The organism is Caproiciproducens sp. LBM24188, from assembly GCF_054130445.1.
In genome coordinates this window covers 2,122,162-2,136,335 of record NZ_CP196862.1, presented here as the reverse complement: position 1 = coordinate 2,136,335, position 14,174 = coordinate 2,122,162, and the positions used below count along the sequence as shown (strand labels likewise).

The window sequence follows — 14,174 nt, the reverse complement described above, 5'->3', positions numbered from 1 at the left end:
AAAAAGCGGTGACCCAGGTTTCCTGGGTCAGCCGTCTTTTTTGCTGGTTCCGGTTTCACGTTAAAAATTGCTCCCGTTCCATCCCCAGTAGTTGGTTTCTTCGTATTTTACATAAATGTTAGCCGGGCTTATTCCGAGTTCCTGGTTCAGCAGCTGTGTAATTGCTGCGGTTAATTTGTTATAAGCGTCGGCATTCCCCTTACCATAAAGGTTTACCTGTACAAAAGCAATCCCGGTTTGATTGTTGCCTTTAAAATACAGGCGACACTCGTCCTCCAGAGAAACCATAAGCCACTGCTCCGATTTACCGGGTAGAATGGAGATGACTTGGCCGAATTTGCTTTTGATGGCTTCTTCTTTTTCCGGACTGATTTTCACATTGGTTTTTAGTTCAATGCAGGGCATTTTGCATTCTCCTTTTTAATGAAATAGATTAGTATTAGTGTATCCGAAAAAGGAGAGCTTGTAAATACGTGGAAGAGGAGCGAAAAATCCTGCCGTTCAGCACTTTCCACGGAATTCAACCGCTTTCCCTATAATGGTAATGGGAAGCTGCTCGATTTCGGAATTAGAATATTCCAATGGGCTGTATTTTGAGTTGTACGGAATTAATATCATTCCGTTGTCGTGCTTAAAGACCCTGTTTAGGGTAGCCCTGTTTTTCCCAATCTGCAGGACCGCGATATCTCCGTTTTCCACGCTGCTCTGCCTGCGGATAATGATGGTGTCACCTTCCAGAATCCGAGGCTCCATGCTGTCGCCGAGCATTAAAAGTCCAATGTACTCGCCGTCTTCTGCCATGCTTTTGCTGATTTCCTCATACTTTAAAATTTCCTGGGATTTGGAGTCCAGTGTTTCCGATGTGACAAAGCGAAAAACCGGAATCGTTTTTGTGCCGGATTCCGTGTGCATCATGTCATACCCCAACAGGTAATCAATGGATACGTTGAAATATGCCGCCAGTTGAATTAACGTTTTGTTATCCGGCTCATATTTTCCGTTTTCGTACCCGGAAAGCGACGCCTGACTGATGTTGATGACTTTGCACAGTTCTTCCTGGGTTAAATTGTGAGTAAGACGCAGTAATTTAATTCTGTTCATAGCATCATGTCCTTTCCATTAAATTTTAGTAATGGAAACAAAAATGTAAATGAAATATCAATAACCTTAATAATCTGATTTTTCTATATGCTATATATTAATATATTTTTGTTAGGAAATATTGTAGGTTTTCGGAATAAAAAAACTAAGAATTTAGGAATTTTGCAAAATTTGATTCGGCCGTGTCACCGAGAGTTTGATGTGGGCAAAAAAGCCTGGATTACAGCGAAAACGGAGCGCAGACTGACTGATAAATCGCTGTAATCTACTGATGCTTATCAGGTACTGAAATCGTTTCGCAGTCTAGGAACTTACCATTGGGTATGAAAGCACTTAAATTGGGAACATTCTTTCATGCAGGTGAAAAGTTTAATTACTAGGAAAGCGTAGAAAGCGTAAGCTGAAAAATTCGAAAGAAAAAAGACAGCCTTCCAGTTGAAGAAGGCGGTCTTTTCTCATTCAACATTTTCCAAAGTGCCCAAAGAATATGTTAAAAGACAAGAGGGTGGAGATTTGGTTTTTCAGAATGGGAAATTGCATAAAAATACATATTAAATAATTTGAAGCCGGCCCGCATAACTTTCGAAGGTGTTTCCCGCCATGGTATGGAGATAGCGTTATAAAAAGCTGCTGTGCGGGGTTTATAGAAAACGATTTTTTGCGGAGAAACGTATAGTCAGAACAGGAGGACGGTGAATTTCCTAGCTGTGGTTTCATCACCGGAACAAGATCAGGTCCGGTGGCGCTGCCTACTGGGTTGAAGCAGGGCTTCGAGTGTGGCTGTGTGTTACGAAGTTTTCTTTATGAGCTAATGTTCCATATCAAGGCTAATTTAATAAAATATTAATTCAATACGATATTATTTTACAATAAAATAATGTCAACTTATTTCACTTATATCGAATTAACAAATTTTTTTGTTTTTTAGGACTGATAAAATAGGCAAACCGACATTTTACGTTTTCACGCTGGCGTAATTTTTTGTTGGATTGGGATAGAACACGTTTGCGGACAAATAATAAAAAACGAGGTGATGATTTTGAAAGGAAAAATTGCTGTAGAAAGCAGCCTTACTCCAGTGAAGGACTATCTTTCCCGAAAAGGCTAACAGGTAGAATGCCTGGATACTGGGAAGAAATCCTCCGGAAACCTGCAGGGGTATGACGCCATTGTTGTTTCCGGTATGAGCACGGACCTGCTTGGTATGGAGAATACCAAGACCAAGGCGGTTGTCATCAACGCAGATGGTCTTTCTCCGGAAGACGTGGCAAAAGAACTGGAGTCGAATCCAAAGGCCTGACACGGTCGTTAAAAAGGAGTGCTGCAAAATGAATGCAAACTCATTTTGCAGCACTCCTCTATTGGAAAATGGAAAATTGCGTGAGTTACCAAACCCATGCGGTGCATTTATTTTTATAAAAATACAAATTTTTGCTTTTCGGCCGGCCGCCTCTGCCGACCTTTTTGCAGCGGATTTTTTATTGTTCCTGCAGCATGTCGACGTTTTCCTGCGCTCGCAGCGTATCAATTTCCTTCATAATTCCCTGCTGGCGTTCGGCAAACAGAAGGCCACGGTTGTAAACATAATACTGGTCGCATCCATTATCCGCGATGAACTTGGAGCTGTAAAAATTCACGGTCAATTCGGTGACGAACACAACCATTTCCTGACTTTCCCCAAACGCGGTCGCCATAAAGGTGAATGCGTGGTCCAACGCCGCGGAAGCGGCGGAAATTTCTTTTTTGCGCAATTCGGGTTCCTGGGCAAATTGTTCTTTTACATACGCAAAGGCTTCATCGGGTTCCCGCTTTTCATTTATCTGCAGCGCCTTGGCATACGATTCCAGTTTGCGGATGCAGCGCAACTGAACCCACTCTTCTTCCGAGCCCGCCTGACGGTTTTCCTTGCGGAGCTCCAGCTGATCCGTCATCTGCTGCGCCAAACGCTGAAGAAGGACATCCGGTGCTTCCATTGCGCCGGGCAGCATTTCCTTCCATTCCCGCAGCTTTCCGAACAGTTCTTCCGTGTACTGGTCAATCCGGTAAGACTGCCGGAACTGATCGTTCAGCCGGCTTAGTAGCAGTCCGATTACGCTGAGTTTTTCATCAAACGGGGCGAGGCGCAGTTTGGTGACGGCTTCGTCGGAAAAATGCCCGTCCAGAATTTCGTCCACCCGGTAATCGTTACGGTACTTTTTATACAGTTCATAGTAATTTGCAAAGTCTTTCGCAACAGCGGGATTCTGAATGTACTGCAAAACCAGTTCCTGCCCGACCGGCAGTTCCAACTGTTCACAGACGCGGATCATTTCCGAAAGGTCTTCCCATCCACGCGGGGTGGCGAACAGAATCCCATCCGGTGTGGTTTCCATCCGATAAAAGTTTTCCCGCCGGATTTCCAAATAGGAAATGATAGCCCCGTGAATGGACTTCCGGTAAGCGTATTCTTTCCAGACCGCAAAGTCCGGTTCCACGTCAATTCTGCGGATGCGGTCCAGCGTAACAACATCGAATTCGCGAACGGAGCGGTTGTACTCCGGCGGATTGCCCGCCGCCACGATAATCCAGCCCTCCGGAACTTTCTGGTTGCCGAACGTTTTGCCCTGCAAAAACTGGAGCATCGTTGGGGCCAGTGTTTCGGATACGCAGTTAATTTCGTCGATGAACAGAATACCTTCCTTAAGACCGGTGGCTTCCATTTTATCGTAAACGGAGGCGATAATTTCGCTCATGGTATATTCCGTTACAGAGCGGGTGCGCCCCGCGTAGGTTTTCTCTTTAATAAACGGCAGGCCAACAGCGCTTTGCCGCGTGTGGTGGGTAATGGTGTAGGCCACCAGCGCCACGCCGCATTCCTGTGCAACTTGCTCAATAATTTGTGTTTTACCCACGCCAGGCGGGCCCATTAGTAGCAGCGGGCGCTGGCGGATGGGAGAAATGCGAAAATTCCCAATGTCATCCCGTGCAAGGTATGCCCGCACGGTATTTTTGATTTCTTCTTTTGCACTTTTAATATTCATAATGAGGTAGGTCCTCCCAGTCTTCTATCAAGTCTTGCGACGGTTCGGGCGGTGATTCCAGGTCGTCCGGCTCCAGAATCAGCTTCATGGCCCACGGCGGTACGTCCGCGTCGGTGTAGTCCTCCTGCAGGAACACAAACGCCACGTCGTATGGCGGGCGGTGCTGCGGGTAAATTCCACGTCCGTCCGTAAAATAAACCAATCCCTTGAGGCGGCGAAACGCCTTTTGCTCAATCAGTTCTTGTACATAGCGGAACACCGGACGGAAGTCGGTTCCGCCATTTCCAATCAGCTTAAAATGCTCCATGCAGTCCCGAAGCTCTTCCTCGCTGGTAATTTTTTGGTCGGAGCGCACGGCTTCATCGCACTGTATCACGTGGATGTTGACCTTTCGGAAAAAGCTTTCCGTATTTTTTAAAACCGAATAGGTTTGTTCCAAAAAGGCTTTAATCAGTTTTCCCGAGCAGGACATGGAGGTGTCCACGGCAATGACAAAATCCTCGATTTTCACCGATTCCCGCGTTTCCTGCGGCTCAATCAGGGGAAGGTTCCCATAAAGACGCATTCCGTAGGAGTAAAAAATCGGGTCGAAGGAATCGGGGTCCAGCTGCGGCTCTTCCCGCAGAACGGCAAATTTCTGCAAAAAGCGGCGGTAATCGTACCGCTTGCGGTTTTCCACCCGCACTTGCTGCAAAACCGCTTCAGCCTGCTGCGCCGCGTCGCGGGAAAGCGTTTCCATATTGGTCTGCATCTTTCGGCTAATGTCTTCCCACTGCTGCTGGGGGGACGGCATTCCTTTCGGAGGCTCTTTTTCCGGGTCAGGCCAAAAAGAATGGTCGTCCACCCGAAATTCCTCTTCCAGCCGTTCCCGTTCCCACCGGGGCAGGCTGCGTTCCTCCAGCATCCGGTAGATTCCTTCTGCCGTCGGAACTTTCAGTTTGGCCTGCATTTCCTCGTAAAAATTCTGTCGGTACCAGGAGGAAGCCATCCGGATGCCGCGGTGCGGCAGGCTGTCCAGAAGAAATTCCATGGCTATGTCACAGGAAAGGTCCCACAGTTCCCGGTCTTCCGGTTGGGGTTTCCAAAGGTGCCGGAACACACAGTGAAAAACAAGATGCAGATAAGCGCGGTTAATCAGAATGCGGTTCCTGCGGTAGCGGTCGATGAGCTTGTCCGGGTCATAAAATAAATGCGTTCCGTCCGTGCCCATGTATTGGATGGACGGGCGCATTTCATAAGAAAGGGCGCTGAGCGCCAAGTCCAGGAAACGCATGTTTAGGTACAGTTCTGTGCGTGACGCCGTTAGAATCTGATTCCCGACTTTTGATAACTTTTCTTCCATGTCGTCCATGCAGGCTCAGCCTCCTTTTTTGCGGGTATTACCGCCTGATTTATAAATCAAATGTTTTTTCTTTGGGGGAGAAACGGTTATGCTGTTCATTAAGCAGAACGCTTAAGCATTCCGCACGGTTCTTGCGCGACGCCGCTTCTACCGCCTTGCTGATGCTTTCCCGCGTGAAAACACCGTGGGAAGCCAGAAAGGCAAGCCCTTCCGGATCGTCGTCCGCAATCAAAAGTTGAGCCGCTGCGGATATATTTTCTATTAAATAGGTACGGTATTGCTGTTCCGCCGCATTCGAAAGGCGGAATGGATAACGCAAACGCGCCAGCGCAATCCGAAGCAGGGTTACCGGCTCCGCTTCGGCTTTTGCCATCGTGAACTGGCGGTCGTAATCTTCTGCGTTCAGCCGGTCGCCTTGCAGGCATTGCCGGTAGCGGTAACCCGCACCGTGATAAAAATGTTCAAAAATATGGGCGGGTGCGTTTTCCACGGATTCTTCATAATATTCTGGGAAAATCCATACAGAATGGTCGCTTTCCGTGCGGAAGGTCACCCGTGTTTCACACTGAATTTCCGTCAGCAGGCCTGGCAGACAGGTGGGTGCGTCGGCTGACGCCGTAAAAAGAATTTCATTCAGCATACGGCAGTTCATAAACGCGCCGTTTCCAATCCGCGCTGCACCAGGACCCAGGGTGATCCGGGCAAGCGCAGTGCAGTTGTAAAACGCGTATTCTCCGACGATGCGGAGCCCGGACGGCAGACGAACCTCCTTCAGCAAAGGGCCGCCGAGGAATCGTTCTTCTTCCCCTAGGGGAATGCCGCGGCCAAGTTCTGCGGTTTGAACCTTACTTCCCGCGGGAAGGTGGGAAGCCGCGTCCTCCGGGTTTGAAAACGCGTAGGGACAGATTTCTCTTACTGGCAGACCGGCAATCTCTTCCGGCAGAAACACGGCAGAACCGGAGCCTTTGACGGAAAAGACGGATGTGCCGTCCTCCGCCGCAATATATTGTATTTTTAGGTCCGTGACTTCTTTTGCGTTGTTGTCCCGCTGCAAATGAAACGTCATACCTTTCTGTTGTTTCAAGTCTTATTTTGTCGGAATCCCGGGCATCTGAAATCGATCAAAACGAGAAGCGCAGACCACAAGGATTCGGCCTTCCGACAGTGAAAGCGGACTGGGAATTCGTTTTGTTTGCGCCCGGGGGTTTCCCCCTGGCGGGCACGGCTTATGCTGCCCGGCCAAGGCTTTTATTATACCTCAAAACCCGGCGTTTGAAAAGCAGGGCTGAAAACAGGGATTGGAGGGAAACAGTGGGATTGCAGGCAGAGTTCCGCGCGCAGAACCGCGAACCTACACAAGAATATACAATTATTTACAACATCTGCTATTCAATCCTTTTGGGGCTTGCTCTATAATGGACTTACAACAATCCAAAGGAGTCGAAAAAATGAGATACGGCTATTTTGATAACGCACGGAAGGAGTATGTCATTGACCATGTAAATACTCCGGTACCGTGGACGAACTATATCGGCGTGAACGATATGTGCGCCGTACTAAGCCAGACAGCGGGCGGCTATGCTTTTTACAAGTCCCCGCAGTATCACCGTATTACCCGGTTTCGCCCGAACGCTCCGGTGGAACGCCCTGGCCACTATGTTTATCTTCGGGATGACGATACGGGGGAATATTGGAGCATTTCCTGGCAGCCGGTTGCAAAAGACCTGGAAAAAGCGCACTATGTGTGCCGGCATGGCTTGTCATATTCCCGGTATCTGTGCGATTATCAGGATATTTCCGCAAGTCAGACCATTTTTATTCCCTTGAATGAGCCGGTGGAAATCTGGGACGTGGTTCTGAAAAACACAGGGGACCGGCCGCGCCGCCTGAGCGTGTATTCGTATCTGGAGTTTTCGTTTCATCATATTGACATGGATAACCAGAACTTCCAGATGAGCCTGTACTCTTCCGGTTCCAGCTATGCGGATGGTATTATTGAAAACGACCTGTATTATGAAGAAAACGGCTACCAATGGTTTACTGCCACATTTGAGCCGGACGGGTTCGACTGCCTGCGCGACCGCTTTTTGGGGACCTACCGGGATGAAAGCAATCCAATCGCAGTAGAAACGGGCGTATGCTCCGGCAGCTTTGAAAAAACGGGAAATCACTGCGCCGCTCTGCAGAAAAAGCTGATTCTTGCGCCAGGGGAGGAAACCCGCCTCACGTTTCTGCTTGGGGAGGGAAAACGGGACGCGGCCATTCCGTACCGAAAAAAGTATTCCGACGCCAAGCAGGTTGACCGTGAGTTCCAAAAGCTGGCAGATTTCTGGAACGAAAAATGCGAAAAATTGCAGGTGTACACACCCAACGAAGGAATGAATACCTCGCTGAATATTTGGAACCTTTACCAGTCCGAAGTCAACATCATGTTCTCTCGTTTCGCCTCCTTTATTGAGGTTGGCGGAAGAACCGGGCTCGGGTACCGGGATACGGCGCAGGATGCCATGACCATTCCGCATTCCAACCCGGTCAAATGCAGGCAGCGCATTGTGGAACTGATGCGCGGCCTGACCAGCGAAGGTTACGGTCTCCACTTATTTCAGCCGGAATGGTTTGACCCGGAACTGCAGGGGAAGAAGCAGAGCTTTCAATCGCCCACGGTCGTGCCGACTCCCAGTCGTGCGAAAATGATTCACGGCATTCAGGATGCATGCTCGGACGACGCGCTTTGGCTGGTTGCTTCCGTCTGCGAGTATATTAAGGAAACGGGCGAAATTTCCTTGCTGGATGAGGTCGTAACTTATGCAGACGGCGGCGAGGGGACGGTGTATGAACATCTGATGCGGATTCTCGATTTTTCGGACCGCCAGGTGGGCAAAACCGGAATCTGCAAGGGCCTGCGTGCGGACTGGAACGACTGCCTGAATTTGGGTGGCGGCGAAAGCGCCATGGTTTCTTTCCTGCATTACTGGGCGATCCAGAACTTTATTGAGCTGTCCGAATTTGCCGGAAAAAAAGAGCAGGTGCAAAAATATGCGGCAATGGCTGCGAAGGTGAAAAAAGCCTGCGAAGAAAATCTTTGGGACGGGGAATGGTACATCCGCGGCATTACCGCGAGCGGGCGAAAAATCGGCACGCATCTGGATCAGGAAGGCCGGGTACATATGGAGTCCAACACGTGGGCTGTGTTTTCCGGCGTGGCGGACGAGGAACGCGGGCGAAAAGCGATGGATTCCGTGGATCGCTACCTGTACACCAAATACGGCCTGATGCTGAATGCTCCGTCCTATACGAAAAACGACGATGAAATTGGGTTCGTCACCCGAGTTTACCCAGGTGTAAAAGAAAACGGCGCCATATTCAGCCACCCCAATCCGTGGGCGTGGTGCGCGGAAGCAAAGCTGGGCCGCGGGGACCGCGCTATGAAATTCTACAATGCATTACTTCCCTACAATCAGAATGACGAAATCGAGGTCCGGCAGTCCGAACCGTATTCCTACTGCCAGTTTGTCATGGGCAAGGATCACACCGCGTTCGGCCGGGCAAGGCATCCGTTCATGACGGGGAGCGGAGGCTGGGCTTACTTCGCGGCAACCCGCTATCTGCTCGGGGTTCGTCCGGGTTACGACCGGCTGCTGATTGACCCCTGTATTCCGAAGGACTGGAAGGAATTTGATGTAAAACGGGTCTGGCGCGGCGCGGTTTACCGAATTCATGTGGAAAACCCGGATGGAGTCAGCAAGGGAGTGAAACGTATCCTGCTGGACGGTACTGAGGTTTTCGGCGGAGTTCCGGTGCAGCCGGAGGGAACCGAGCACCGCGTCGTGGTAACCATGGGAAAATGAAAAGCGCTTACCGTGCAAAGCACAGAATACGGCACGGAGAAATATGGTGAAGATATGATTAAATTTGGAACAGGCGGCTGGCGGGCAATTATCGGGGATGACTTTACCAAGGCGAATGTTCAGCTGTTGACTGCCGCCATTGCGAAAAAAATGCTGGAGGAAGAGAAGACAGCCGGTGGATTTGTCATCGGCTATGACCGCCGTTTCCTTTCGCAGGAAGCGGCCTGCTGGGCGGCGGAAGTCATGGCTGGGCAGGGAATCCTGTGCCGGGTCATTCATCGGGAAGCCCCTACTCCGTTGATTATGTTTACGGTAAAGTATTACAATCTGCCGTATGGCATGGCCGTTACAGCAAGCCATAACCCGGCGGTTTACAACGGCATTAAGGTGTTTATGAAGGGCGGCCGGGATGCCGATGAGCTTCTCACGGGGGAACTGGAAAAGTATATTGCAGAAATGGATCCTTCCGAAATCAAAACAATTCCCTTTGACGAAGGCATGAAAAGCGGGTTGATCCAATGGATTGATCCTATGAATCAGTACATTGATAGCATCATCCGCTCCATTAATATGGATGCCATCCGCAGCAGGAACCTAAAAATCGCGCTGGACCCTATGTACGGCGTCAGCAAAACGGCGCTTCAAACCATTCTGCTGACCGCCCGGTGCGATGTGGACGTGATTCACGAGCGCCGCGATGCGCTGTTTGGCGGCAGACTGCCCGCGCCGAACAGCAAAACGCTTTCCAGCTTAATTAACTATGTGCAGGAGAAGCACTGTGATATTGGCATTGCCACAGACGGGGACGCCGACCGCCTTGGTGTGATTGACGACCAGGGTGAATTCCTGCATCCGAACAAGATTCTGGTTCTGCTGTATTATTACCTGATGAAATTTAAGGGTTGGCACGGCGCGGCGGTGCGCAATATTGCCACCACTCATCTGTTGGACCGTATTGCGGAGGACTTTGGGGAAACCTGCTATGAGGTTCCGGTGGGCTTCAAATACATTTCCTCCAAAATGGTGGAAACCAATGCCATTATCGGTGGGGAATCCTCGGGCGGGCTGACCGTTCGGGGTCATATTCAGGGGAAAGACGGCATTTACGCCGCTGCTCTGCTGGTTGAAATGATGGCCACCACGGGAAGAAGCCTTTCCGAACTCTATGCGGAAATTACTGACCGTTACGGTTCCTATGAAACGGATGAATCCGATTACCGTTTCTCCCAAGAGGATAAGGAACGCATTACCGGCATTTTGCTGAAAGATAAGCTGCTTCCTGAATTCCCCTATGCCATTGAAAAAGTATCCTATATGGATGGCTGCAAGGTTTACTTTCAGAACGGTGGTTGGATTATCGCACGTTTTTCGGGTACGGAGCCCCTTCTGCGTATTTTCTGCGAAATGCCTACGCTGGAAGCGGCACAGGATGCCCGGAACGCATTTTGCGAGTTTCTTTCGCTCAACGAATCTCATTCATCTTAACGATATTATTCAGAAGAACGCAAAAAAGCAGCGGTCGGCTGCTTTTTTGCGTTTCTTAATTTGTGCTATAATTATGAAAAAGCTGGAACTGCGCAAATCGTTGGCATGGAGTGGAAAGGATGTTGCAAAAATGAAACTCAGACAGCTTTTGAAAGAGCGGCAGATATCACTCAAGTGGGGACTAATTGGGATTGTAATTGTCTGCTGGATTTTGCCGATTGCAATTGTCAGTGGAATGACCGGCTATTACATTTCTCACAACATTAACGATCAAGTGAGCAACACTATTACGTCCTCTGTCAACAACAGCGTGAATATCGCGGTCAGCCAGATGAATTCGGCCGTTTCTTCGTCCCGCTACACGTCCTATAATCCGACCATCCGCAATGCGTATCTCGACTATCAGCAGTATCCGGATGACAGTGTACTGTACGACAAGGTCACCTCGTTTTTGTCCCAGCAGTACAAGTACGACGACAAATTCCTGATTACCGCGCTTTATTTCTGCGACCGTCCGGAAAATATTTATTACACCTACAACGAAGCCTACAACGCCACTTACTTCGGTGTGCGCGAATACCGCGAAAATGTGCATGATCTGGTTCAAAAACTTTCAAAAACACTGGGAACCGACATCGGCTTTTTGAATGTGCAGGGGCGCGTTTACATGGTGCGCAACATTCTGGGGAGCGACTATAAGCCTTACGCCGTCCTGACCATGCAGCTGAATATATCGTCCATGTTTTCCGGCTTGAAAAACGTGGTTTGGGGTACGGACACCTCGGTCTGGCTGAGCAATACTGCTGTGGTGCTGACCGGTTCGCTGCTGAACCCGGAAAGCCTTGGCAGCCAGGTTCCAACGAACGGGCAGGTTTTGCGCAACGTAAAAAACAGCACCTATCTTTACGGCACGAAGCAGACGGACGCCTATCGATTTTCCTACATGATTAAGGTGGACAGTTCGCCGCTGGTGCAGGAGTTTGCCGGATTTAAGACGACGCTGTTCTGGATGATGATTTTGATTGTTCCGCTGCTCGCCATGGTCATTTGGTTTTTCACCAGGAACATTTCCATGCCGATTGACCGGCTGATTTCGGAAGCAAAAAACATTGAACAGGGCCATTTCGGTGTGCAGATTGGTGACCGGTTTTCCAGTCTGGAATTCCGGTATTTGAAAGAAGCGTTCAACAGCATGTCCTACCGGCTGAAATACCAGTTTGACCGCATTTATAAGGAGGAGCTTGCGCTGCGGGATGCGCGCATTATGGCTTTGCAGTCCCAAATAAACCCGCATTTTCTCAATAACACCTTGGAAATTATCAACTGGGAGGCGAGGCTGGCGAATGATGTGAAGGTTTCCCGTATGATTGAGGCGCTGTCCACCATGCTGGATGCGGCCATGGACCGGAAAGGCCGGCCCATCGTACATATTTCGGAAGAAATGATGTATGTGGACGCTTATTTGTATATCATTTCCGAACGGCTTGGAAAACGCCTGACGGTTACAAAGGAAATCGACGAAACCCTTCTGGACTATTACGTTCCGCGCCTGATTATGCAGCCGATTATTGAAAACGCGGTTGAGCACGGCATTCAGCCGCTGCAAAAGGGAGAAATTATCATCCGCATTTATCGGGAAAACGATCAGCTGATTTGCGAGGTGGAAAACGACGGAATTATGCGGGAGGAGGATGAAAAGAAAATTGAGCAGCTTTTGTCCGACGATTACGACGCTTCTGCGGAAAGCTCCTACAACTTGGGAATCCGCAACGTGAACCAACGCCTGAAGATAATTTACGGGGAAAACAGCGGACTTTCAATTAAAATGAACAGCAAAGGACACGCAGTTTCCAAAATTGTTATCGGTATTGAACAAACCAAACAATAATATACAAGAAATGGCAAGACTGTCTATTATGTTTTTGGAAGGATGAGAGTAATATAGTAGCTACAGAATCGATTCGCGTTAATTCTAAAATAATGGAGGTTATATCATGAAAAAGGCAATTGCGTTTGTACTTGCAATGGCACTCTGCGGCGCAATGTTCGGATGCCAGAGCGCGCCTGCCGCTTCTACCCAGGCACCTTCATCCCAGGCGGATTCTTCCCAGGCGGCGTCTTCCGCCGAGTCCAAACCGGTTGAAATTACGGTGGTTACTTCCTATGGCGGCGATGATGGAAACCGGGCCAACTATGAAGCTGCTTACAAAGCGTATGAAAAAGCAACCGGCAACACGGTTAAGGACGCTTCCGGCACTTCCAACGAAGAGTGGAAGTCCAAAATTATGGCGGACTTTGAAACCGGTGCCGAACCTGATGTACTCTTCTATTTTAACGGCGTGGATTCCAACAAACTGGTTCAGGGCGGCAAAGTGGTCAGCATTGACGAAATCCGCGAAAAATATCCTGATTATGCCAGCAATATGAAAGACGAACTGCTGGGTGCTTCCCCGGTGGATGGCAAAAATTATTCCGTACCGGTGAACGGTTACTGGGAAGGCCTTTTCGTCAATAAGAAAGTCCTAAAAGACTGTGGTGTAGAAGTCCCCGGAAAAGACTATACCTGGGATCAGTTCCTGAAAGACTGCGAAGCAATCAAGGCAAAGGGTTACACTCCAATTGCCTGCTCCCTGCAGGAGGTTCCGCACTACTGGTTTGAGTTCTGCGTGTTCAATCATGACACCGTGGATACACACACCAAGCTGCCAACCTCCTCTACGGATGAAGCTGGGAAGGCATGGACAGCCGGCTTGAACGACATCAAGACGCTGTATGAAAAAGGCTATTTCCCGAAGAACACCACTACGGCGACCGATGCCGAAACTTTCCAGCTGATGGCGGACAACAAAGCGGCGTTTGCCATTGACGGTTCTTGGAAGATCGGCTGGTTCCAGCAGAATGCGAAGAACATCGACGACTTTACTGTTACATATGTTCCGGCGGCAAATCAGCGTAAAACAACCGACATCATCGGCGGTCTTTCCATGGGTTACTACATTACCAAAAAAGCGTGGGATGACCCAGCAAAACAAAAAGCTTGCGTTGATTTTGTAAAGGCCATGACAACGGACGAAGTGGTTTCCACCTTTGGTGCAACTGCGGTTACTGCACTGAAAAACGGTACAAAAGCCCCGGATAATGCTGATTCGCTGGTAAAAGCGGCTTTAAGCATGGCTGCCGGAGCGACCGGAATTGCACCGGCTACACAGGACGGACTGAATCAAACCGCCCGCACCGCGCTGTTTGCGGATATCAAGAATATTGTTACCGGAAAAACAACAGCGGAAAAAGCAATCGACAAGTGCCTTGCCATAAAAGGCTAATCTGCTCATCTTCTGATTCTTGCCATTATCCAAAAAGCCGGAGAGTCAGCTCTCC

Annotated in this window: 10 protein-coding genes; 5 read left to right on the top strand and 5 right to left on the bottom strand. The window is 49.3% G+C overall.

Annotation, left to right across the window (positions count from 1 at the left end; all coding sequences use genetic code 11):
• Positions 1 to 60: 60 nt before the first annotated feature.
• Both ACSVDI_RS10150 and ACSVDI_RS10145 read right to left on the bottom strand, forming a co-directional pair.
• Positions 61 to 405: a phenylpyruvate tautomerase MIF-related protein gene (locus ACSVDI_RS10150; RefSeq protein WP_457942643.1), complete on the bottom strand. Its 345-nt coding sequence runs from the start codon at positions 403 to 405 to the stop codon at positions 61 to 63.
• Between the two features lie 96 nt (positions 406 to 501).
• Complete coding sequence (locus ACSVDI_RS10145; RefSeq protein WP_457942641.1) at positions 502 to 1,101, bottom strand: LexA family protein; 600 nt, start codon at positions 1,099 to 1,101, stop codon at positions 502 to 504.
• A gap of 1,120 nt (positions 1,102 to 2,221) precedes the next feature.
• On the opposite strand from ACSVDI_RS10145, the gene ACSVDI_RS10140 reads away from it, so the two are divergent.
• The gene (locus tag ACSVDI_RS10140) at positions 2,222 to 2,401 is read left to right on the top strand and encodes a YkuS family protein (RefSeq protein ID WP_457945633.1); all 180 of its coding nucleotides are present in this window, start codon (positions 2,222 to 2,224) and stop codon (positions 2,399 to 2,401) included.
• 178 nt (positions 2,402 to 2,579) lie between these two features.
• On the opposite strand, the gene ACSVDI_RS10135 is transcribed toward ACSVDI_RS10140, so the two are convergent.
• Genes ACSVDI_RS10135 through ACSVDI_RS10125 form a run of 3 tightly spaced genes read right to left on the bottom strand, consistent with a single transcriptional unit; the run spans position 2,580 to position 6,529 of the window.
• Positions 2,580 to 4,121: an ATP-binding protein gene (locus tag ACSVDI_RS10135; protein WP_457942640.1), complete on the bottom strand. Its 1,542-nt coding sequence runs from the start codon at positions 4,119 to 4,121 to the stop codon at positions 2,580 to 2,582.
• Complete coding sequence (locus ACSVDI_RS10130; protein WP_457942639.1) at positions 4,111 to 5,472, bottom strand: vWA domain-containing protein; 1,362 nt, start codon at positions 5,470 to 5,472, stop codon at positions 4,111 to 4,113. The genes ACSVDI_RS10135 and ACSVDI_RS10130 overlap by 11 nt, the downstream gene beginning before the upstream one ends.
• Positions 5,473 to 5,512: 40 nt before the next feature.
• Positions 5,513 to 6,529, bottom strand: coding sequence for a leucine-rich repeat protein (locus tag ACSVDI_RS10125; protein ID WP_457942637.1), 1,017 nt, complete (start codon positions 6,527 to 6,529; stop codon positions 5,513 to 5,515).
• A 382-nt stretch (positions 6,530 to 6,911) separates the two neighbouring features.
• On the opposite strand from ACSVDI_RS10125, the gene ACSVDI_RS10120 reads away from it, so the two are divergent.
• The 4 genes from ACSVDI_RS10120 (at position 6,912) to ACSVDI_RS10105 (ending at position 14,119) form a co-directional block, all read left to right on the top strand.
• Positions 6,912 to 9,311 carry a GH36-type glycosyl hydrolase domain-containing protein gene (locus ACSVDI_RS10120; RefSeq protein ID WP_457942636.1) on the top strand — a complete coding sequence of 800 codons (2,400 nt, stop codon included), beginning with the start codon at positions 6,912 to 6,914 and terminating at the stop codon, positions 9,309 to 9,311.
• A 54-nt stretch (positions 9,312 to 9,365) separates the two neighbouring features.
• A complete protein-coding gene (locus tag ACSVDI_RS10115; RefSeq protein ID WP_457942634.1) occupies positions 9,366 to 10,796 on the top strand; it encodes a phosphoglucomutase/phosphomannomutase family protein in 1,431 nt (476 codons plus the stop codon).
• 130 nt (positions 10,797 to 10,926) lie between these two features.
• Entirely contained in the window at positions 10,927 to 12,684 is a 1,758-nt protein-coding gene (locus ACSVDI_RS10110; RefSeq protein ID WP_457942632.1) for a sensor histidine kinase, read from the top strand.
• Between the two features lie 106 nt (positions 12,685 to 12,790).
• On the top strand, positions 12,791 to 14,119 hold the full coding sequence (locus tag ACSVDI_RS10105) for an ABC transporter substrate-binding protein (protein WP_457942630.1): 1,329 nt from the start codon (positions 12,791 to 12,793) through the stop codon (positions 14,117 to 14,119).
• Positions 14,120 to 14,174: the final 55 nt, after the last annotated feature.